The 20,849-nt window shown below is 56.4% G+C and carries 16 protein-coding genes; 4 read left to right on the top strand and 12 right to left on the bottom strand.

The features are described 5' to 3' along the window. Positions 1-34: 34 nt before the first annotated feature. The 7 genes from KPHS_18200 to KPHS_18140 form a co-directional block, all read right to left on the bottom strand. Complete coding sequence (locus tag KPHS_18200) at positions 35-2,299, bottom strand: putative recombination protein with metallo-hydrolase domain (protein ID YP_005226120.1); 2,265 nt, start codon at positions 2,297-2,299, stop codon at positions 35-37. A 205-nt stretch (positions 2,300-2,504) separates the two neighbouring features. Beyond that, positions 2,505-2,792: an integration host factor subunit beta gene (locus KPHS_18190; protein YP_005226119.1), complete on the bottom strand. Its 288-nt coding sequence runs from the start codon at positions 2,790-2,792 to the stop codon at positions 2,505-2,507. A gap of 151 nt (positions 2,793-2,943) precedes the next feature. Beyond that, positions 2,944-4,617 (bottom strand): 30S ribosomal protein S1, encoded by a 1,674-nt coding sequence (locus tag KPHS_18180; RefSeq protein ID YP_005226118.1) that lies wholly within the window; start codon positions 4,615-4,617, stop codon positions 2,944-2,946. Between the two features lie 133 nt (positions 4,618-4,750). Further along, entirely contained in the window at positions 4,751-5,479 is a 729-nt protein-coding gene (locus tag KPHS_18170; protein ID YP_005226117.1) for a cytidylate kinase, read from the bottom strand. 129 nt (positions 5,480-5,608) lie between these two features. Beyond that, entirely contained in the window at positions 5,609-6,892 is a 1,284-nt protein-coding gene (locus KPHS_18160; RefSeq protein YP_005226116.1) for a 3-phosphoshikimate 1-carboxyvinyltransferase, read from the bottom strand. 73 nt (positions 6,893-6,965) lie between these two features. Then, positions 6,966-8,054 (bottom strand): phosphoserine transaminase, encoded by a 1,089-nt coding sequence (locus tag KPHS_18150; RefSeq protein ID YP_005226115.1) that lies wholly within the window; start codon positions 8,052-8,054, stop codon positions 6,966-6,968. 188 nt (positions 8,055-8,242) lie between these two features. After that, complete coding sequence (locus KPHS_18140; RefSeq protein YP_005226114.1) at positions 8,243-8,935, bottom strand: DUF421 domain-containing protein; 693 nt, start codon at positions 8,933-8,935, stop codon at positions 8,243-8,245. Between the two features lie 115 nt (positions 8,936-9,050). On the opposite strand from KPHS_18140, the gene KPHS_18130 reads away from it, so the two are divergent. From KPHS_18130 to KPHS_18100, 4 genes are all read left to right on the top strand, one after another. Next, a complete protein-coding gene (locus KPHS_18130) occupies positions 9,051-10,811 on the top strand; it encodes a 30S ribosomal protein S12 methylthiotransferase accessory protein YcaO (protein YP_005226113.1) in 1,761 nt (586 codons plus the stop codon). A 384-nt stretch (positions 10,812-11,195) separates the two neighbouring features. Further along, positions 11,196-12,053: a putative formate transporter gene (locus tag KPHS_18120; RefSeq protein ID YP_005226112.1), complete on the top strand. Its 858-nt coding sequence runs from the start codon at positions 11,196-11,198 to the stop codon at positions 12,051-12,053. 51 nt (positions 12,054-12,104) lie between these two features. Further along, the gene (locus tag KPHS_18110; protein YP_005226111.1) at positions 12,105-14,387 is read left to right on the top strand and encodes a formate acetyltransferase 1; all 2,283 of its coding nucleotides are present in this window, start codon (positions 12,105-12,107) and stop codon (positions 14,385-14,387) included. Positions 14,388-14,578: 191 nt separating this feature from the next. Then, positions 14,579-15,319 carry a pyruvate formate lyase-activating enzyme 1 gene (locus KPHS_18100; protein YP_005226110.1) on the top strand — a complete coding sequence of 247 codons (741 nt, stop codon included), beginning with the start codon at positions 14,579-14,581 and terminating at the stop codon, positions 15,317-15,319. Between the two features lie 162 nt (positions 15,320-15,481). Here the strand turns inward: KPHS_18100 and KPHS_18090 are convergent, their stop codons facing one another. The 5 genes from KPHS_18090 to KPHS_18050 all read right to left on the bottom strand — a co-directional run bounded on the left by KPHS_18090 (position 15,482) and on the right by KPHS_18050 (position 20,836). Continuing rightward, on the bottom strand, positions 15,482-16,630 hold the full coding sequence (locus tag KPHS_18090; protein ID YP_005226109.1) for an MFS family transporter: 1,149 nt from the start codon (positions 16,628-16,630) through the stop codon (positions 15,482-15,484). 116 nt (positions 16,631-16,746) lie between these two features. Continuing rightward, positions 16,747-16,893 (bottom strand): hypothetical protein, encoded by a 147-nt coding sequence (locus KPHS_18080; protein ID YP_005226108.1) that lies wholly within the window; start codon positions 16,891-16,893, stop codon positions 16,747-16,749. Between the two features lie 11 nt (positions 16,894-16,904). Then, the gene (locus KPHS_18070; protein ID YP_005226107.1) at positions 16,905-17,768 is read right to left on the bottom strand and encodes an anaerobic dimethyl sulfoxide reductase subunit C; all 864 of its coding nucleotides are present in this window, start codon (positions 17,766-17,768) and stop codon (positions 16,905-16,907) included. Position 17,769: 1 nt separating this feature from the next. Then, positions 17,770-18,387, bottom strand: a complete 618-nt coding sequence (locus KPHS_18060) for an anaerobic dimethyl sulfoxide reductase subunit B (protein ID YP_005226106.1) — start codon at positions 18,385-18,387, stop codon at positions 17,770-17,772. 10 nt (positions 18,388-18,397) lie between these two features. Further along, complete coding sequence (locus tag KPHS_18050; protein YP_005226105.1) at positions 18,398-20,836, bottom strand: anaerobic dimethyl sulfoxide reductase subunit A; 2,439 nt, start codon at positions 20,834-20,836, stop codon at positions 18,398-18,400. Positions 20,837-20,849 lie beyond the last annotated feature (13 nt).

The raw sequence follows: 20,849 nt of genomic DNA, 5'->3' as shown, positions 1-20,849 counted from the left end.
AATAAACCAGCTTGTGTTGAAATAGCCGCATATTCTACCCGTTATCGGCGGGCGCGCCAAACCACTGATGATACCAACGCGGTAAAACTTGATCCCGTAAGCTATGGATTTGCCACCCTTCTGCGGAAAAAACCACCGTTATCTGCCCCTGCTGCGGCGTGGCGAACCAGCGATAACCCCGCTGGCGGTAGCGCTGAACCACCTTGTACGAGGGCATCCGCCACGCATTGTAGCGCGAAGCGGAGGCCAGCGCGGCCGCGCCATCCACCCGGCGGACCAGCAGCGCGCTGGAGGAGGTATTGCTGCCGTGGTGGGGAACCTGAATAAGTGTAGACGTCAGATGCCGCCAGTAACGGCTGATCATCGCCTGCTCCGCCTGACGTTCTATATCGCCGGTGAGCAGGATGCTGGAGCGACCATCATCGATCCGCACCACACACGAATGATTGTTACCCTTTGCCGTGCTGCCCGGCAGCGGCCACAGGGCCTGGAAGTTGAGTCCCTGCCATTGCCAGCGCTCACCGCGATGACACGGCAGATGATGCGCCCAGCCTAACGGGCTGCGCACCCAGGCCTGCGGCCATGCCTGCAGCACTGAATCAAGGCCGCCGCGATGATCCAGATGTTCATGGCTCAGCATAATCCCTTGCAGCTGCAGATGGTGCCAGCGCAACCACGGGATAATCACCTGTTGACCGCTATCACCCTGCGGCCAAGCCGGCCCGGTATCGTAAAGCAATGCCTTACCGTGACGCTCGATCACCATCGCCAGCCCCTGCCCGACATCCAGCATCGTCACCCGCCATTCGTCCGCAGGCGGTTGTCGGCTGAATGGCCGCGTCAGTAAAAACAGCACGCTGAGACACAGCGCCGGTGAATGCCGCCAGCTCTGAAAACGCCAGCCCATCACCAACAGCCACGGCAGGATACTGATCCACAGCCAGCGAGTATCCAGCGTCAACCAGCCGTCCGGTAAACGTCGTAATCCCCAAAACAGTAGCGCCAGCACGCGATCGGCCGCCAGCCAGAGCAGCGACTCCACTATCTCCGGCCCCGAGAGATGCACCAGCATCGCGGTCAGAATAAGCGGCACCGCCAACAGGGTGACTAACGGTACCGCCAGCAAATTAGCCGCCATCGACGTCAGGCTGACTCCATGGAATAGCAACAACTGCAGCGGCAGCAGCAGCAGCGTCACGCCAGCCTGCAAATGAACAAGAGCAATTATGGTCTTCCACGGCCAGCGCCAGCGGCCGGCAGGCAACGGGAGCCACTGGAACCAGAAGATCAGCCCCGCCACGGCGAAGGCAGATAGCCACAGGCTTTGCGACAGCACCGCCAGCGGGTCGGCAACCAGTATCGCTCCCAGACAGCAGAGCCACACCTGCCACGCCGTCCAGCGTTGACCCGACAAACGTAAAGCACAACAGACCGCAAGCCCTAAGCAAGTGCGCAGGGCCGGCGGCTGCATACCCGTCAGCCAGGCATAGCCGACGGCGCCGGCCAGCCCGGCCAGCAGCGGCAACCGCCAGCCGATCCAGCGGCCCGGGAGAATATACTGCACGCCGCGCAGCAACAGCATGATAAGAGAAGCCGCGAGAGCGATATGCAGACCCGAGATAGCCATCAGATGGGAAGTGCCCGTGTTCTGCATCAGGACCTTTATCTCCGTCGGCAAAGACAGCCGCTCCCCCATTCCTAATCCCAACATCACCGCGCGCCAGGGATAAGTCTGCAGTCGCCGGGTCAGCGACGTCAGATAGCGGGCGCGCAGACTGCAGCGGGCATCCAGCGCGGAAGCGGCGACGATCCCTCCGCTCAGCGGTCGGTGCTGCGCCAGCGCATAGCGCTGGCTGTCGAAGCCCCCGTCATTGAGCTGCCCGTGCACCGGGCGCAGGCGCAGCGTCATCAGCCAGTGTTGACCCGCACAGGCTGGCGCAGGTGCAAGTTCCCCGTACAGCGTTACGCCTACCGGGGGAAACAGATAGCGGCCCCGCAGGCTCACCATCTGTCCACGGTGCAAGGTCTGGCCATCCGTCTCGCTAAGGATCACTTCCGCTTGCCGGATGGCGCCGGTAAGGTGCCGGGTCGGCCACAGCGCCTGATGCGCGCTCAATACTCCCCAGACCACCAGCAGAAGCGTCATCGCCACTCCGGCGACGGCCCTTCCATGCAGACGAATCAGCGCCAGCGCCAGTGCGCCCGCGCCCGCCAGACTGCACGGGCCCGGCAAAACGGGTAGCCAGAGAAGCGGCAGCATTGCAATGATGGCGCATCCGGCAAGCCATGGTAGACGCATAAACACCTCCCTGTGAGTGGGCAGTGTTACGCAAAGCGGTGCTGGCGTCCTGGAGGCGAATTCAGGCTTGCGCGGCGCATTCCAGACAATCGCCTCGCTTGCAGCCGGGCACGCTTTTTTTGTGAGGATGGCCGTAAATGGCGGGCACAAAAAAAGCACCCGAAGGTGCTTTCTTTATCGTCAGGCAGGCTGCACGTCGTGCAACTCACCCTTCATAAATATTGGCGCGGTCACGTAATTCTTTCCCGGGCTTAAAGTGCGGAACGTACTTACCTTCCAGTTCGACTTTATCACCAGTTTTCGGGTTACGTCCGGTGCGAGGTGCTCGATAGTGCAGAGAAAAGCTGCCGAAACCGCGGATTTCAATGCGCTCACCTTGAGCAAGCGTTGAGGCCATATGTTCCAGCATTTCTTTAACAGCATCTTCCACCGCTTTCGCCGGAATGTGAGATTGCTGGCTGGCAAGTCTTTCAATCAATTCTGACTTGGTCATTATTCCTCCGGTTTCCTTCAAGGCAAAAATTAGCTAACAGCTTAAACAAGGGCGGCCGTAGCCGCCCTTTGTGCTTGATTACAGGACGAATCCTGCAATCTGTCAAGTAAACTCGTCGCTATTCAGGTTGTTATTACCTGAATGACAAAGATTACTCGCCTTTCGCTGCTTTGAACGCTTCAGCCATAGCGTTGTTGGAGAAGTTCGCGTCTTCCTGCTTGTTCACGGTAGCGATAGCGTCTTTTTCTTCCGCTTCGTCTTTCGCACGTACAGACAGGCTCACTACGCGGTTCTTACGATCCACGCCGGTGAATTTCGCTTCAACTTCGTCGCCAACGCTCAGAACCAGAGTTGCGTCTTCAACGCGGTCACGGGATGCTTCAGAAGCACGCAGGTAACCTTCTACGCCGTCAGCCAGTTCTACGGTTGCGCCTTTAGCGTCAACTGCAGTCACTTTACCAACAACGATAGCGCCTTTCTTGTTCAGAGCAACGTAGTTGTTGAACGGATCTTCCGCGAGCTGTTTAACGCCCAGGGAGATACGCTCACGCTCTGCGTCAACCTGCAGAACAACTGCTGCGATTTCGTCGCCTTTTTTGTATTCACGAACTGCTTCTTCGCCTGCAACGTTCCAGGAGATGTCAGACAGGTGAACCAGGCCGTCGATGCCGCCGTCCAGGCCGATGAAGATACCGAAGTCAGTGATAGACTTGATTTTACCTTCAACACGGTCGCCCTTGTTGTGGGTTTCCGCGAACTGCTGCCATGGGTTAGATTTGCACTGCTTCAGACCCAGGGAGATACGACGACGCTCTTCGTCGATATCCAGAACCATTACTTCCACAACGTCGCCAACGTTAACAACTTTGGACGGGTGGATGTTTTTGTTGGTCCAATCCATTTCGGAAACGTGAACCAGGCCTTCAACGCCCTCTTCGATTTCAACGAAGCAGCCGTAGTCGGTCAGGTTGGTCACGCGACCAGTCAGTTTGGTACCTTCCGGATAACGTTTAGCGATAGCTACCCACGGATCTTCGCCCAGCTGTTTCAGGCCCAGGGATACACGGGTACGCTCGCGGTCGAACTTCAGCACTTTAACAGTGATTTCGTCGCCAACGTTTACGATTTCGCTCGGATGCTTAACGCGTTTCCAGGCCATATCGGTGATGTGCAGCAGGCCGTCAACGCCGCCCAGATCAACGAATGCACCGTAGTCAGTGAGGTTCTTAACGATACCTTTGACTTCCATGCCTTCCTGCAGGTTTTCCAGCAGCTGATCGCGCTCTGCGCTGTTTTCGGATTCGATAACGGCACGACGAGAAACAACAACGTTGTTACGCTTCTGGTCCAGCTTGATGACTTTGAACTCAAGCTCTTTGCCTTCCAGGTGCAGCGTGTCGCGCACCGGACGAACGTCTACCAGGGAACCCGGCAGGAACGCACGAATACCGTTCAGCTCAACAGTGAAGCCACCTTTAACTTTGCCGTTGATAACACCGGTAACAGTTTCAGCGTCTTCGTAAGCTTTTTCCAGCGTGATCCAAGCTTCGTGACGTTTAGCTTTCTCACGGGACAGCAGAGTTTCACCGAAGCCGTCTTCTACTGCATCCAGAGCAACGTCAACTTCGTCACCAACCTGGATTTCCAGCTCGCCCTGGGCGTTTTTGAACTGCTCAGCCGGGATGGCGGACTCAGATTTCAGACCGGCGTCAACCAGTACTACGTCTTTGTCGATAGCAACAACAACACCACGAACGATGGAACCCGGGCGGGTTTCGATTTCTTTTAAGGATTCTTCAAACAGTTGAGCAAAAGATTCAGTCATGTTTAATCTTCAGGTTAATATTAACGTCCACCTGGCTCCGTGCCGGATGGGGTTGTTTCACATACCCGCTGACCATCCATTGCAGCGGGGTACTGCTATAATTCGGAGGCTTCGGCGCGTTACCGGTTAAGGCCTACGCAACGGCCAATTTTTCGCGCGCATATTGTAGCGCTTTTTCAATCACTTGCTCAATGTTTAGTTCGGTTGAATCGAGAACTAATGCATCGGCAGCCGGGACAAGCGGCGCCACGGCGCGATTTCGGTCGCGATCGTCACGCTCTTTTATCTCGGACAAAAGACGTTCAAAGTTAACATCAAAGCCCTTTTCCTGCAACTGCCGCATGCGGCGATGCGCCCGCTCGTCGGCCGAGGCATCGAGGAAAATTTTCACCGGCGCGTCCGGGAAAACTACCGTTCCCATATCGCGACCGTCGGCGATAAGCCCCGGCAGTTCGCGGAAGGCGCGCTGGCGGCGCAGCAGCGCTTCGCGAACGCGCGGAAAAGCCGCCACTTTCGAGGCCGCGTTCGCGACCTCCTGAGTGCGAATTTCGCTACTGACATCTTCCCCTTCCAGCACCACTTCCAGGTTGCCGTCAGTAGAAATAAAACGCACGTCAAGATGGGCAGCCAGGGGCACCAGCGCCTCTTCGGACTCCACGTCGACATGATGATGCAGCGCCGCCAGCGCCAGAACGCGGTAGATCGCGCCTGAATCTAACAGATGCCAGCCCAGCGCTTCCGCCATTGCCTTGCACAACGTACCTTTACCCGCACCGCCAGGCCCATCAATGGTGATTACCGGAATATTCGCCGTCATCTTTTTCTCCTTCAGCAAGGCGCATGGAATATAAACGCCGCGCATTATACGCATCAATACGCCGGAAAGTGAGCATTGCTTGTAAATTACGGACTACAGGAAATGAAAAGCAGAAGTTTTGCGCAATTATAGCGGGCTGACAGGATATCAGCCCGCGGGATGACAAAGTTTTACTCAGGCGAGGGTACTGATCCGCGCCAGCTGCTCAAAGTAGTCAGGGAACGTTTTGGCCGTACATTTGGGATCAAGGATGGTCACCGGCGTATCAGACAGCGCTACCAGCGAGAAGCACATCGCCATCCGGTGGTCGTTATAGGTGCCGATTTCTGCGTACTTCAACTTTGCCGGCGGGGTGATGCGGATATAATCTTCCCCCTCTTCCACCTCGGCGCCCACTTTACGCAGCTCGGTCGCCATGGCGAACAGACGGTCCGTCTCCTTGACCCGCCAGTTGTAGATATTGCGCAGGGTAGTGGTCCCTTGCGCGAACAGCGCGGCGGTGGCGATGGTCATCGCGGCGTCCGGGATATGGTTCATATCCATATCGACCGCCTTGAGCTCGCCGTGGGTGCAGGCGATGAAATCGTCGCCCCAGGTGACGGTGGCGCCCATTTTCTCCAGTACGTCGGCGAAACGAATGTCGCCCTGTACGCTGTTGCGGCCGATACCGGTGACTTTTACCGTGCCGCCCTTAATGGCGCCAGCGGCGAGGAAATACGAGGCCGAGGAAGCATCGCCTTCCACCAGGTAATCTCCCGGCGACTGATACTGCTGCTTGCCGCGCACCACAAATCGCTGATAAGACTGATTGTCCACCTCAACGCCGAAGGTTTTCATTAGGTGCAGCGTAATGTCGATATAGGGTTTCGACACCAGATCGCCCTTAATGACGATGACGGTATCCTGCGGCGCCAGCGGCGCGGTCATCAGCAGCGCGGTCAGGAACTGGCTGGAGACGCTGCCGTCAACCTCGACGTTGCCGCCCTGAAAACCGCCGCGCAGGCGCAGCGGTGGATAATTTTCCTGCTCCAGATAGTCGATCTGAGCGCCGCCCTGACGCAGGGCATCCACCAGATGGCCGATCGGACGCTCTTTCATCCGCGGTTCGCCGGTCAGCACGATATCGTTGCTGCCAAGGCACAGAGCCGCCGCCAGCGGACGCATCGCGGTACCGGCGTTGCCAAGGAACAGCTCCAGCGCCGCGGCAGAGCGCAACGGGCCGCCGTTGCCGGTCACTTCGCAGCGGGTGCGGTCGGCAGACAGGGTATATTGAACCCCCAGCGCACTCAGGGCATTCAGCATATGGCGCACATCGTCGCTGTCCAGCAGGTTGGTCAGCACCGTCGTGCCGCGGGCCAGGGCAGCCAGCAGCAGCGCGCGGTTGGAGACGCTTTTCGAACCTGGCAGGTTCACGGTGCCCTCTACGCGTGCGATGGGTTGTAACGTCAGGGATTCCATCAAACTTCACTCTCAAACAAACAGAATAAAAACCCCGCAGACAGGCCGCGGGGAGGAAGAAAGAAACAGGCGATTAACCGTGGCGGCGTTCGAAGTCCAGCATAAAGTCGGTTAACGCCTTCACGCCGTCCAGCGGCATGGCGTTGTAGATGGAAGCACGCATGCCGCCCACCACCCGGTGGCCCTTCAGCGCGTGCAGCCCGGCAGCAAACGACTCTTCGAGGAACAGTTTGTCCAGGGCGCTGTCCGCCAGCTGGAACGGTACGTTCATACGCGAACGGTTGGCCTGCGCCACATCGTTACGATAGAAGCCGCTGTTATCGATCACGCCGTAGAGCAGTTCGGCTTTCTGCTGGTTGATTTTATCCATCGCGGCAACCCCGCCCTGCTGTTTCAGCCACTTAAACACCAGTCCAGCCAGATACCATGCGAACGTCGGCGGTGTGTTAAACATCGAGTCATTCTCGCTTAACACGGTGTAGTCAAGAATTGATGGGCAGGCCACGCTGGCTTTGCCCAGCAGATCTTCACGCACGATGACCAGCGTCAGCCCAGCCGGACCGATATTCTTCTGCGCGCCGGCGTAGATTACGCCGAAGCGGTTGACGTCAATTTCGCGGGAAAGAATGGTGGAGGAGAAATCGGCGGTCACGATGACGTCGTCGCCGAAGTTCGGCGTCTCATCAATCGCGATACCATCAATGGTTTCGTTCGGGCAGTAGTGCAGATAGGCCGCTCCCGGGGTCAGCTGCCACTCGCTCATCGGCTTCACAGCGCGCTTGCCGTCGACGGTGATTTTCGCGTCGATAACGTTCGGCGTGCAGTATTTCTTCGCCTCTTTGACCGCGCTGGCCGCCCAGTAACCGGCGTCCACATAGTCAGCGACCTTTTTATCGCCGAGGATGTTCAGCGGGATCCCGGCGAACTGGCCGCGGCCGCCGCCGTGGCAGAATAAAACTTTATAGTTGGAAGGGATGTTCAGCAGAGCGCGGAAGTCCTGTTCTGCCTCTTCTGCCACCTGGATAAACTCCTTACCACGGTGACTGATCTCCATGACCGACGTCCCCAGACCGTGCCAGTCGCACAGTTCCTGCTGCGCCAGTTTGAGTACTTCCGCCGGCAGCATTGCCGGGCCCGAACTGAAGTTATAGACCTGAGCCATTTCCCCTCACCACGTTGCTATGTTGTTTTGCCCGCGAACCGCCGCGGGCATAAGTTATTCCTGTGGCTATCGGTTTTATCATTCAGTGACACGGTCCGCAATGGCTAAAACTCGCCGACGGTAAAACGCGGCCGCCGTCACACAACAGAATCTATCGGCTTGATGTAATAAAACCGACATATTTGCTGTCAGGTAAGCCGTTTCGCCCGGCTGGCCTTCGACCATTCTGCATTTGCGCAGCGCGGACATATTCGTTTTTCTCCCGCCTGCATCGCCATTACGATGCTGCAGCGCACGCAGGCATAGATCCCCTCTTGCGGAATGGTGGTATAGCGTGTGGTACAATGCGCTGGAAGGATCGATAATCCGGCCCTCACCTCTTCATCGGGATAATAAAACACGCTGATCTGCCCGTTGGTTTCGAGGATTGCCAGCCGGACCTGGCCAAGCTGCTCGACGCTGTTGACCCGCAGCTCCATAAAAAATTCGAATTCGGTCATGTTTTCCGCATGCAGCTTCTCCCAGGCCAACTGCCCCTCTTCCACCACTACGATAGGTTTCCCCTCCAGTAGATCCTCCAGCTTTTCGCTATGCCCCATCAGCCACATAATGCCGCGATACAGTAGCGCCAGCGTAACGAAGACCACCAGCACCGGCAGCAGCGGCACATCGTCATAAAACGCCACGTCACCCGCCGCCGAGCCGAGGGTCAAAATAATCAGCACCTCGAACAGCGACATCTGCCGCACGCCGCGCCGTCCGGTAATCTTGAGGAAAATAAAGACCAGAACGAAGGTATAGAGGCTGCGCAACGCCACCTCCGCCAGGAATTCCACCGGTACTTTATCGAGCGCCATCCGCTGCCAGTCAAAGGCTTTCATTTTCCATCTCCCTGTGTATTAAAGATGCCTCTAAGCATAGCCAGATGATGGAGATAGCACCTGTCAGATAAAAGCCGTATCATTGCGCGCTTTCCGTACGACAAAAGTGATCGCCATGACCCAAACGTTTATTCCCGGCAAAGATGCCGCCCTGGAAGATTCCATCGCTCGCTTCCAGCAGAAATTGCTCGACCTCGGATTTGATATCGAAGAGGCCTCGTGGCTGAACCCGGTGCCGCACGTGTGGTCCGTTCACATTCGCGATAAAGCGTGCGCGCTGTGCTTTACCAATGGTAAAGGCGCCACCAAAAAGGCAGCCCTGGCCTCCGCGCTGGGCGAATATTTCGAACGTCTGTCCACTAACTATTTCTTCGCCGACTTCTGGTTAGGCGACACAATCGCTAACGGCCCGTTTGTTCACTACCCGAACGAAAAGTGGTTCCCGCTGACTGAGGATGATGAAGTCCCGGAAGGTCTGCTGGATGCCCGCCTGCGCGCGTTCTACGATCCTGACGATCAGTTAACGGCCAGTATGCTGGTGGATCTGCAGTCGGGTAACGATGAGCGCGGCGTGTGCGGTCTGCCTTTTACCCGCCAGTCCGACGGCGAAACCGTCTATATTCCGATGAATATTGTCGGCAACCTGTACGTCTCCAACGGCATGTCCGCCGGTAACACCCGCAACGAAGCGCGGGTACAGGGTCTGTCAGAGGTCTTTGAACGTCACATTAAAAACCGCATCATCGCTGAAAGCATCAGCCTGCCGGAGATCCCGGCGGAAGTCATGGCGCGCTATCCGGGCGTCGTGGAGTCGATCGCCAAACTGGAAGCTGAAGGTTTCCCGATCTTTGCCTATGATGGCTCGCTCGGCGGCAAATATCCGGTTATCTGCGTCGTGCTGTTTAACCCGGCTAACGGCACCTGCTTCGCCTCCTTCGGCGCCCACCCGGACTTTGGCGTGGCGCTGGAGCGAACCGTCACCGAACTGCTGCAGGGCCGCAGCCTGAAAGACCTCGACGTCTTCACGCCGCCAACCTTCGATGACGAAGAGGTCGCCGAGCACGCGAACCTCGAAACCCACTTTATCGACTCCAGCGGCCTGATCTCCTGGGATATGTTCAAGCAGGACGCCGACTATCCATTCGTTGACTGGAGCTTCTCTGGTACTACCGAAGAAGAGTTCGCCACCCTGATGGCCATCTTCAAGGCCGAAGATAAAGAAGTGTACATCGCCGACTACGAGCACCTGGGCGTTTACGCCTGCCGTATCATCGTCCCGGGGATGTCGGACATATACCCGGCGGAAGACCTGTGGCTGGCGAACAACAGCATGGGCGCTCATCTGCGGGACACCATTCTGTCCCTGCCGGGCAGCGAGTGGGATAAAGAAGATTACCTGGCGCTGATCGAGCAGATGGACGATGAGGGTCTGGATGATTTCACCCGCGTTCGCGAACTGCTGGGGCTCGCCACCGGAAAAGACAACGGCTGGTATACCCTGCGCGTCGGCGAGCTGAAAGCGATGCTGGCCCTGGCCGGCGGCGATCTGGAACAGGCGCTGATCTGGACCGAGTGGACCATGGAATTTAATGCTTCGGTCTTCAGCGCGGAGCGCGCGAACTACTATCGCTGTCTGCAAACCCTGCTGCTGCTGAGCCAGGAAGAAGAGCGTCAGCCACTGCAGTACCTGAACGCCTTCATCCGTATGTACGGCGCAGACGCGGTCGAAGCCGCCAGCGCGGCGCTGAGCGGGGAAGCGCCGTTCTATGGTCTCCAGGCGGTCGATAGCGATCTGCAGGCCTTCCCGGCCCATCAGTCGCTGCTGAAAGCCTATGAAAAACTGCAGCGGGCGAAAGCGGCGTTTTGGGCAAAATAAGCCCAGCTTGCGCCATCGTTCATGCTTACAACGGAGCCCTCAGCGGCTCCGTTATTTAACCCTAAGAAAGCGCCTCCTATAATTTGTAGTTGTAAAGTTAATTAATGTTAAATAACGCCATTTCATCATTTATCAATTGTTAAATTTAATAAAAATACTCCATTTTAATTAACTCAAAAATGGGGTAAAAAAGAAAAAATTCAACATTATTTATAAAATTTAAAAATTATTTTCTCTATACATTTCATGAGCTTACTGATAATTTCAATAAAAACCACACACTAAAAAGGCATATAGTTCCGGTGAGATATGATCTATATCAATTTCCCTTCTATAATGCTTTGTTAGTATCTCACCGCCAACTTATATAAAGAGAGAGTTAGTGTGAAAGCTGACAACCCTTTTGATCTTTTGCTCCCTGCCGCGATGGCGAAAGTCGCCGAAGAAGCAGGTGTCTATAAAGCAACGAAGCATCCGATGAAGACGTTTTATCTGGCGATCACCGCTGGCGTTTTCATCTCCATCGCTTTCGTATTCTATATCACCGCGACCACCGGCACTGCCGCGATGCCTTATGGGATTGCCAAACTTATCGGTGGGATCTGTTTTTCTCTGGGTCTGATTCTGTGCGTTATCTGCGGCGCTGACCTCTTTACCTCTACGGTACTGATCGTGGTGGCCAAAGCCAGCGGTCGAATTACCTGGGGGCAACTGGCAAAAAACTGGCTCAACGTCTATTTTGGTAACCTGGTGGGCGCGCTGCTGTTTGTGCTGCTGATGTGGTTATCAGGCGAATATATGACTGCCAACGGCGGCTGGGGGCTAAACGTTCTGCAGACCGCCGACCACAAAATGCATCATACTTTTGTGGAGGCCGTGAGCCTGGGTATCCTCGCTAACCTGATGGTTTGTCTCGCCGTATGGATGAGCTATTCCGGTCGTAGCCTGATGGATAAAGCGATGATCATGGTCCTGCCGGTAGCGATGTTCGTTGCCAGCGGCTTTGAGCACAGCATCGCCAACATGTTTATGATCCCGATGGGTATCGTAATCCGCAACTTTGCAAGCCCGGAATTCTGGACCGCCATCGGTTCGACTCCGGAAAGTTTCTCTCACTTGACCGTTATGAACTTCATCACTGATAACCTGATTCCGGTAACTATCGGGAACATTATCGGCGGGGGTCTGCTGGTCGGGTTGACATACTGGGTCATTTACCTGCGTGGCAACGACCATCACTAAGGGTTGTTTCAGGCAGTAAATAAAAAATCCACTTAAGAAGGTAGGTGTTACATGTCCGAGCTTAATGAAAAGTTAGCCACAGCCTGGGAAGGTTTTGCGAAAGGTGACTGGCAGAATGAAGTCAACGTCCGTGACTTTATTCAGAAAAACTACACCCCATATGAAGGCGACGAATCCTTCCTGGCTGGCGCGACTGAAGCGACCACCAAGCTGTGGGACACCGTAATGGAAGGTGTAAAACAGGAAAACCGCACTCACGCGCCTGTTGATTTTGACACTGCCCTGGCTTCCACCATCACCTCTCACGACGCGGGCTATATCGAGAAAGGTCTGGAAAAAATCGTTGGTCTGCAGACCGAAGCGCCGCTGAAACGTGCGATCATCCCGTTCGGTGGTATCAAAATGGTTGAAGGTTCCTGCAAAGCGTATAATCGCGAGCTGGACCCGATGCTGAAAAAAATCTTCACAGAGTACCGTAAAACTCACAACCAGGGCGTTTTCGACGTCTATACCCCGGACATCCTGCGCTGCCGTAAATCCGGCGTGCTGACGGGTCTGCCGGATGCTTACGGTCGTGGTCGTATCATCGGTGACTACCGTCGCGTTGCGCTGTACGGTATCGACTTCCTGATGAAAGACAAATTCGCCCAGTTCAACTCTCTGCAAGCGAAACTGGAAAGCGGCGAAGACCTGGAAGCGACCATCCGTCTGCGTGAAGAAATCGCTGAACAACACCGCGCACTGGGCCAGATCAAAGAGATGGCGGCTAAATATGGCTATGACATCTCCGGTCCGGCGACCACCGCTCAGGAAGCGATTCAGTGGACCTACTTCGGTTACCTGGCTGCCGTGAAATCTCAGAACGGCGCGGCAATGTCCTTCGGTCGTACCTCCAGCTTCCTGGATATCTACATCGAGCGTGACCTGCAGGCGGGTAAAATCACCGAGCAAGACGCGCAGGAAATGGTTGACCACCTGGTCATGAAACTGCGTATGGTTCGCTTCCTGCGTACCCCGGAATATGATGAACTGTTCTCCGGCGACCCGATTTGGGCAACGGAATCCATCGGCGGTATGGGCGTTGACGGCCGTACTCTGGTGACCAAAAACAGCTTCCGCTTCCTGAACACCCTGTATACCATGGGGCCGTCTCCGGAGCCGAACATTACTATCCTGTGGTCTGAAAAACTGCCGCTGAGCTTCAAGAAATTCGCCGCTAAAGTGTCCATCGATACCTCTTCTCTGCAGTATGAGAACGATGACCTGATGCGTCCGGACTTCAACAACGACGACTACGCTATCGCATGCTGCGTAAGCCCGATGGTTGTTGGTAAGCAAATGCAGTTCTTCGGCGCTCGCGCTAACCTCGCGAAAACCATGCTGTACGCTATCAACGGCGGCGTGGATGAAAAACTGAAAATGCAGGTTGGTCCGAAATCTGAACCGATCAAAGGCGACGTCCTGAACTTCGACGAAGTAATGGATCGCATGGATCACTTCATGGACTGGCTGGCTAAACAGTACGTCACCGCGCTGAACATCATCCACTACATGCACGACAAGTACAGCTACGAAGCCTCTCTGATGGCGCTGCACGACCGTGACGTTATCCGCACCATGGCGTGTGGTATCGCTGGTCTGTCCGTTGCTGCTGACTCCCTGTCTGCTATCAAATATGCGAAAGTTAAACCGATTCGTGACGAAGACGGTCTGGCTATCGACTTCGAAATCGAAGGCGAATACCCGCAGTTTGGTAACAACGACCCTCGCGTCGATGACATGGCCGTTGACCTGGTTGAACGTTTCATGAAGAAAATTCAGAAACTGCACACCTACCGCAACGCTATCCCGACTCAGTCTGTTCTGACCATCACCTCTAACGTGGTGTACGGTAAGAAAACCGGTAATACCCCAGACGGTCGTCGCGCTGGCGCGCCGTTCGGTCCAGGTGCTAACCCGATGCACGGCCGTGACCAGAAAGGTGCAGTAGCCTCTCTGACCTCCGTCGCTAAACTGCCGTTTGCTTACGCGAAAGATGGTATCTCTTATACCTTCTCTATCGTGCCGAACGCGCTGGGTAAAGACGACGAAGTTCGTAAGACCAACCTGGCAGGTCTGATGGATGGTTACTTCCATCACGAAGCGTCCATCGAAGGTGGTCAGCACCTGAACGTGAACGTCATGAACCGCGAAATGCTGCTCGACGCGATGGAAAACCCGGAAAAATATCCGCAGCTGACCATCCGCGTATCTGGCTACGCCGTACGTTTTAACTCCCTGACCAAAGAACAGCAGCAGGATGTTATTACCCGTACCTTCACTCAGACCATGTAATTCCCTGTCTGACTGAAAAGGCGTACAATAAAGGCCCCACATCAGTGGGGCCTTTTTAACAAGCATTCCCCACCCCAGCCTGCTTTGCCAGTTATCTATACTTTGGGTACCTGTCAAAACAGACTCGACGCAGCCGCTGAGCTGCGCACCAACACGGCCCCGGATGGGCCACATCTGGAGAAAACACCGCAATGTCAGTTATTGGTCGCATTCACTCCTTTGAATCCTGTGGTACCGTTGATGGCCCGGGCATCCGCTTTATTACCTTTTTCCAGGGCTGCCTGATGCGCTGCCTGTACTGCCATAACCGTGACACCTGGGATACCCACGGCGGCAAAGAAATCACCGTTGAAGAATTAATGAAAGAGGTGGTGACCTATCGTCACTTTATGAATGCTTCCGGCGGCGGCGTCACCGCCTCGGGCGGTGAGGCGATCCTGCAGGCGGAGTTTGTTCGCGACTGGTTCCGCGCGTGTAAGAAAGAAGGCATCCACACCTGCCTGGATACCAACGGCTTCGTACGTCGCTACGATCCGGTTATCGACGAGCTGCTGGAGGTAACAGACCTGGTGATGCTGGATCTCAAGCAGATGAACGATGAGATTCACCAGAACCTGGTCGGCGTCTCTAACCATCGTACGCTGGAATTCGCCCAGTATCTGGCGAAGAAGAATATCAATGTCTGGATCCGCTACGTGGTGGTTCCCGGCTGGTCAGACGATGATGATTCCGCGCACCGCCTGGGCGAATTTACCCGCGATATGGGCAATGTCGAAAAAATCGAGCTGCTGCCCTACCATGAGCTGGGTAAACACAAATGGGTAGCGATGGGCGAAGAGTACAAGCTGGACGGCGTCCATCCGCCGAAGAAAGAGACCATGGAGCGGGTAAAAGGCATCCTTGAGCAGTATGGTCACAAAGTAATGTACTAATCCCGCCCGGGCCGGTGATGCGCTTATGCCGGCCTGCAACGGCGTGGGAAGCTGTGTCCGCCCCGCCGTTTCATTCTCATGAAAAACGACTTGTCCTCTCTGCAGCAGTAAGCCTATGCGATTGCAGCAGATGACGCGCAGCATGCGCTGCGCGTTGCAGGGTCAGGCGTGCGCCACCGGCGTCGGATGATGCCCGGCTTTGCGCAGCAGGGTCAGCAGATAGATAAACGACACGCTGGCGATCATGATAAACAGCAGGTTGTCTGAGAAGTTCTGCATCAGCATCGCCGTCAGGGTCGGGCCCAGCAGGCTGCCGATGGTATAGCTCATCAGCAGCGCCTGATTCATCGCCACCAGCTGATGGTGCTCCACTTTTTCACAGGCCCAGGCCATCGCCACCGGATACAGCGTGAAACCAGATGCCCCAAGCACAAACAGCGCCGGGGCCATTGCCGCCTGACTAAGCATCGCCAGACATCCCAGAATGACCACAAAGACCTGTACCCGCAGCACCAGCAGGCGACCGTAGCGGTCTGCCAGGCGCCCTACCGGCCACTGGCCGAGGATCCCCGCACTCACCATCACCGCCATCCAGAAGCCGATGCCGGAGTCGCTGACGCCCTGATGGTTCAGCCACAGCGGCATCAGGCCATACAGCGAGCCGAGGACAATCCCCGAAATAATACAGCCATTGACCCCGTGGCGCGCCTGGCGTAGCTTCAGCATCGGCCAGATACGTACCGTTTCATGCGGCTCTTCTGCCTGCCCCATAATGCGGGTAAACAGCAACGGCAGGATCGCCGCCAGCGCCAGGCCGGTCACCCACGGCAGGACGCTCATTAAATCGGTGGGTAATTTACTGACCATCAGCTGGCCCAGTACGGTACCGACGTAATAGACCATCATGTACGCCGCCAGCAGACGACCGCGACTGCGGGAAGTGCCGCTGCAAACCAGCGCGCTTTCCACCACCACCCAGATCATCGCGCAACCTACGCCGGCGATAAAACGCCAGCTCAGCCATGTCCAGAAGCCAACGGTGATCCCCAGCCCTACGCAGCCGACGGCGAAAATTAACGATGCGAGATAATAGCTACGGTTAAACCCCAGGCGCTTGATCACCCAGCCGGCCAGCAACGTACCTGCCAGGTTGCCGGTAAAATAGGATGACCCCACCATGCCGACCTGCCAGGTTGGCATGTTTTCATGGGCGAGCCAGAGCGGGACGAGCGTATTCAGCACCGCTATCGCCAGGGTCAATAAAAGCAGGCCACAGAGCAGCATTTGCACTGGCCGGGTGTAGATGGTCATGGGTAAAAACCGTGAGGAATGTTCAGATCGCGAGCGCATCATGCCACTGCTAAAAACATTGTCAATCCACCTGAAATCAGGCGTGACGCGGTTTTGTCGGCTACGATAGAAGTTTTTTATCCAGAGGATGGAAAAAGGTGAGACAACAGATAATACGCTATTGTTTTTGCTGGTTTATTAATAAATGCCGAAGTTAATTTCAGTTGAAAAATTTCATCTATCGACAGCACGTTTTCATCATGCCGGTGGTTAGGCACCGGCATGATGGAGGTAGTTAACTGGCGACAGCCATCCCAACGGTCATATGCAGGCCATAGAATACGCCGCGGCCGATCATCTCTCCCGCCAGTATCAGAACAAAGGCCAGGCCGAGCAGCGAGACCGCCGGTTTGCGGCCGCGAATCTGCGGCACGCACCAGCAGGCCAGGGCCAGGGCCAGCAGCACCACGCGCCAGGCCATAAGCAACCCGTAATCCGGCACCAGGGCGGAGGCCTGCTGAACTGAGCTGCGGATGGTGGCAAGTTCACTTCCCTGCATCACGACCACCATAATACTGACCAGCAGCGCCAGCAAACTAACCACCGGCAGCAGGCGCAGCGCCCAACCATCGACGCCTGCGACGCGCAGCAGCAGGTAGCCCAGCAGTGGACCGCCGATAAACAGCGTCAGGAAGAAGCTCAGCGGCGTCCAAACGGTGTACCAGGTCGGCACCGTGTCGATGGTGTTGTATACCCGCACCATCATCCACACGAAAATCACGCCCAGCACCATGGTCACCACCAGCCACAGGCTCCGCAGGCCGGCAGGCAGCTTTTTGCACACGGCCAGCAGCCAGCCAATTCCGCCGACGGCGAAGAAGATCGCCCCGCTGGCGATTTCATTACTCAGCGACGAGGCTCCCACGCGATTCAGCGAATTAAAGGCCCGCAGCGGCGAGCCAAGGTGCATCGTCGAGGCAATAAACCCGATCCCCATCAATACCCACAGGCCGAACATGCTGCCCACCACGCGCTGCTCCTGCTCACGGGAAAGCTTGCCTGTCATCAGCGCCAGCGCCAGAACAATAAAGCCGCCTACGACGCACTGGCCGAAGACCGTAAAGACCATCAGCGGCCATTCATGCCATCCGTTTCCCATCTCACACCTCCTTCGGGTTCGCCAGGTAACCGGTGGTATCGCCACACGGCCGGGCATTGGCGTTAGGTTTGATAACGATACTCGGCCGGGTAAAGTGCGCCGACGGCAGCGGCGCTACCGCGGCCAGCTGGCCGTGCTTAGCGCGCAGTTCGGCAATCGGCCCGAAATCCAACGCCCGCAGCGGGCAGGACTCGACGCAGATCGGCTTTTTCCCCTCGGCGACGCGCTCGTGACAGCCATCGCACTTGGTCATATGGCCTTTGTCGGCGTTGTACTGTGGGGCGCCGTACGGGCAGGCCATATGGCAGTAGCGGCAGCCAATGCATACCTCTTCGTTGACCACCACAAAACCGTCTTCGCGCTTATGCATCGCGCCGCTCGGACAGACCTTGGTGCAGGCCGGATCTTCACAGTGGTTACAGGCGATTGAGAGGTAATAGGCAAACACGTTCTGCTGCCAGACGCCGTTGTCCTCCTGCCAGTCGCCGCCGGCATATTCATAGATGCGGCGGAAGCTGACCTCCGGGGTCAGGTTCTTGTAGTCCTTACAGGCCAGTTCGCAGGTTTTGCAACCGGTGCAACGGGCGGAATCAATAAAAAATCCATACTGAGTTGTCATCGGTTACTCCTTACAGCTTCTCAACCTGAACAAGGTTGGTATGCGACGGGTTTCCCTTCGCCAGCGGCGACGGACGCTGGGTGGTCAGCACGTTGATGCTGCCCGCCTGATCCACACGCGAGGCGTCCGGGTTGTACCAGGCCCCTTCCCCCAGCGCGACGACGCCCGGCATCATGCGCGGCGTCACCTTCGCTTCGATATGCACTTCACCCCGATCGTTGAAGATGCGAATACGATCGCCGTTGGCAATGCCGCGCTTGCGGGCGTCGATCGGGTTAATCCACATCTCCTGCCGACAGGCGGCCTTCAGCACATCGACGTTGCCGTAGGTCGAGTGGACGCGAGATTTATAGTGGAAGCCGGTGAGCTGTAGCGGGTATTTCGCTGTCAGCGGATCGTTGTAGTTTTCGAAACCCGGGGTGTAGATCGGCAGCGGATCGATAACATCCCCTTCCGGCAACTCCCAGGTGGCCGCGATTTTCGCCAGATCCTGCGAGTAAATTTCGATCTTGCCCGAAGGCGTTGTCAGCGGATTAGCCTGCGGATCCTCACGGAAGGCTTTGTAGGCCACATGATGACCTTGCGGATCGCGCTGCTTATAGATGCCCTGCTGACGGAAGGTGTCGAAATCCGGCAGGTCGGGAATCGCTTTGCGCGACTGCTCATACAGATAGCGCATCCAGCCTTCCTGGGTACGGCCCTCGGTAAACTGCTCTTCGACGCCCAGACGCTTTGCCAGTTCGCTGGTCATCTCATAGATGGTTTTGCATTCAAAGCGCGGCTTGATGGCCTGATCGGCAAAGATAACGTAGGACATGTTGCCGCAGGAGGCATCCAGCGCGAAATCCATCTGCTCGGAGGCGGTACAGTCCGGCAGCAGAATATCAGCGTATTTCGCCGAGGAGGTCATATGGCAGTCAATGACCACAATCATCTCGCATTTCTTGTCGTCCTGCAGGATTTCGTGGGTCCGGTTGATCTCAGAATGCTGGTTAATCAGACAGTTGCCCGCATAGTTCCAGATCATTTTGATCGGCACGTCGAGCTTATCTTTACCGCGTACGCCGTCGCGCAGAGCGGTCATTTCCGGGCCGCGCTCAATCGCATCGGTCCACATAAACATCGAGATACTGGTCTCAACCGGATTCTCCAGCGTCGGCATACGCTCAAAAGGCAGACTATACGAGCCCTCGCGCGCCCCGCTATTGCCGCCGTTGATCCCGACGTTACCCGTCAGAATGGCGAGCATTGAGATGGCGCGGGTGGCGATCTCTCCGTTGGCGTGACGCTGCGGACCCCAGCCCTGGCTAATATAGGCCGGTTTGGCGGTGGCAATTTCGCGCGCCAGTTTAACAATGCGTTCGCGCGGAATACCGGTAATTGTCGAGGCCCACTCCGGCGTTTTGGCGATACCGTCAATGCCCTGGCCAAGAATGTAAGCTTTGTAATGACCATTGGCTGGCGCACCGGCGGGCAGCGTTTTCTCGTCGTATCCCACGCAGTATTTATCGAGGAAAGGCTGGTCGACCAGATTCTCGGTGATCATCACCCACGCGAGGCCCGAAACCAGTGCCGCATCGGTCCCAGGACGAATCGGGATCCATTCATCTTCACGCCCGGCGCCGGTGTCGGTATAGCGCGGATCGATGATTATCATCCGGGCATTGGATTTCTGCCGCGCCTGTTCAAGGTAGTACGTCACCCCGCCGCCGCTCATCCGCGTTTCGCCGGGGTTATTGCCGAACAGCACCACCAGCTGACTGTTTTCAATATCCGATGGGCTGTTGCCGTCCGCCCAGCCGCCGTAGGTGTAATTCAGACCGGCAGCAATCTGCGCTGATGAATAGTCGCCATAATGGTTGAGATAGCCACCGCAGCAGTTCATCAGACGGGCAATCAGCGTTTTCCCCGGCGGCCAGGAGCGGGTCAGCGTCCCGCCGAGCGTGCCGGTGCCGTAGTTCAGATAGATGGATTCGTTGCCGTACTCTTTAATCAGCCGCTGCATATTGCTGGCGATGGTATCCAACGCCTCTTCCCAGCTGATTTGCTCGAACTTGCCCTCACCGCGTTTACCAACGCGCTTCATCGGGTACTTCAGACGGTCCGGATTATAGACCCGGCGGCGCATTGAACGCCCACGCAGGCAGGCGCGGACCTGGTGCAAACCGTCATAGTTATCATCACCGGTATTATCGGTTTCGACGTATTTAATCGCGCCATCCACCACGTGCATGCGCAGCGGGCAACGGCTACCGCAGTTGACGGTGCAGGCGCTCCAGACCACCTTCTCACTGGCGGGCGCCGGCGTATCGGCAGCATGCGACAGTCGGGTAAAAGGTAACGTTAGTGCGTTGCTGGCCAGCGCCAGGCCGCCTATTGCCGTGGTTTTCATCAGACCACGGCGGCTTACCTCAGCAGCCAGTAAAGCATCAGGGGCTTTAATTTTCATGGATACTCGCTTT

Origin of the sequence: Klebsiella pneumoniae subsp. pneumoniae HS11286 (genome assembly GCF_000240185.1) — a bacterium.
GTDB classification, from domain to species: domain Bacteria; phylum Pseudomonadota; class Gammaproteobacteria; order Enterobacterales; family Enterobacteriaceae; genus Klebsiella; species Klebsiella pneumoniae.
The sequence above is the reverse complement of the archived record's forward strand: the minus strand, read 5'-3'. Positions and strand labels throughout refer to the sequence as shown.

Bases quoted from the DNA above. Each gene is read 5' to 3' on its own strand.
- KPHS_18110 (YP_005226111.1), top strand. From the start codon at position 12,105: ATGTCCGAGCTTAATGAAAAGTTAGCCACAGCCTGGGAAGGTTTTGCG.
- KPHS_18190 (YP_005226119.1), bottom strand. From the start codon at position 2,792: ATGACCAAGTCAGAATTGATTGAAAGACTTGCCAGCCAGCAATCTCAC.
- KPHS_18140 (YP_005226114.1), bottom strand. From the start codon at position 8,935: ATGAAAGCCTTTGACTGGCAGCGGATGGCGCTCGATAAAGTACCGGTG.
- KPHS_18200 (YP_005226120.1), bottom strand. From the start codon at position 2,299: ATGCGTCTACCATGGCTTGCCGGATGCGCCATCATTGCAATGCTGCCG.
- KPHS_18080 (YP_005226108.1), bottom strand. From the start codon at position 16,893: ATGCCGGTGCCTAACCACCGGCATGATGAAAACGTGCTGTCGATAGAT.
- KPHS_18050 (YP_005226105.1), bottom strand. From the start codon at position 20,836: ATGAAAATTAAAGCCCCTGATGCTTTACTGGCTGCTGAGGTAAGCCGC.
- KPHS_18160 (YP_005226116.1), bottom strand. From the start codon at position 6,892: ATGGAATCCCTGACGTTACAACCCATCGCACGCGTAGAGGGCACCGTG.
- KPHS_18150 (YP_005226115.1), bottom strand. From the start codon at position 8,054: ATGGCTCAGGTCTATAACTTCAGTTCGGGCCCGGCAATGCTGCCGGCG.
- KPHS_18170 (YP_005226117.1), bottom strand. From the start codon at position 5,479: ATGCGCGGCGTTTATATTCCATGCGCCTTGCTGAAGGAGAAAAAGATG.
- KPHS_18100 (YP_005226110.1), top strand. From the start codon at position 14,579: ATGTCAGTTATTGGTCGCATTCACTCCTTTGAATCCTGTGGTACCGTT.
- KPHS_18070 (YP_005226107.1), bottom strand. From the start codon at position 17,768: ATGGGAAACGGATGGCATGAATGGCCGCTGATGGTCTTTACGGTCTTC.
- KPHS_18090 (YP_005226109.1), bottom strand. From the start codon at position 16,630: ATGACCATCTACACCCGGCCAGTGCAAATGCTGCTCTGTGGCCTGCTT.
- KPHS_18130 (YP_005226113.1), top strand. From the start codon at position 9,051: ATGACCCAAACGTTTATTCCCGGCAAAGATGCCGCCCTGGAAGATTCC.
- KPHS_18060 (YP_005226106.1), bottom strand. From the start codon at position 18,387: ATGACAACTCAGTATGGATTTTTTATTGATTCCGCCCGTTGCACCGGT.
- KPHS_18180 (YP_005226118.1), bottom strand. From the start codon at position 4,617: ATGACTGAATCTTTTGCTCAACTGTTTGAAGAATCCTTAAAAGAAATC.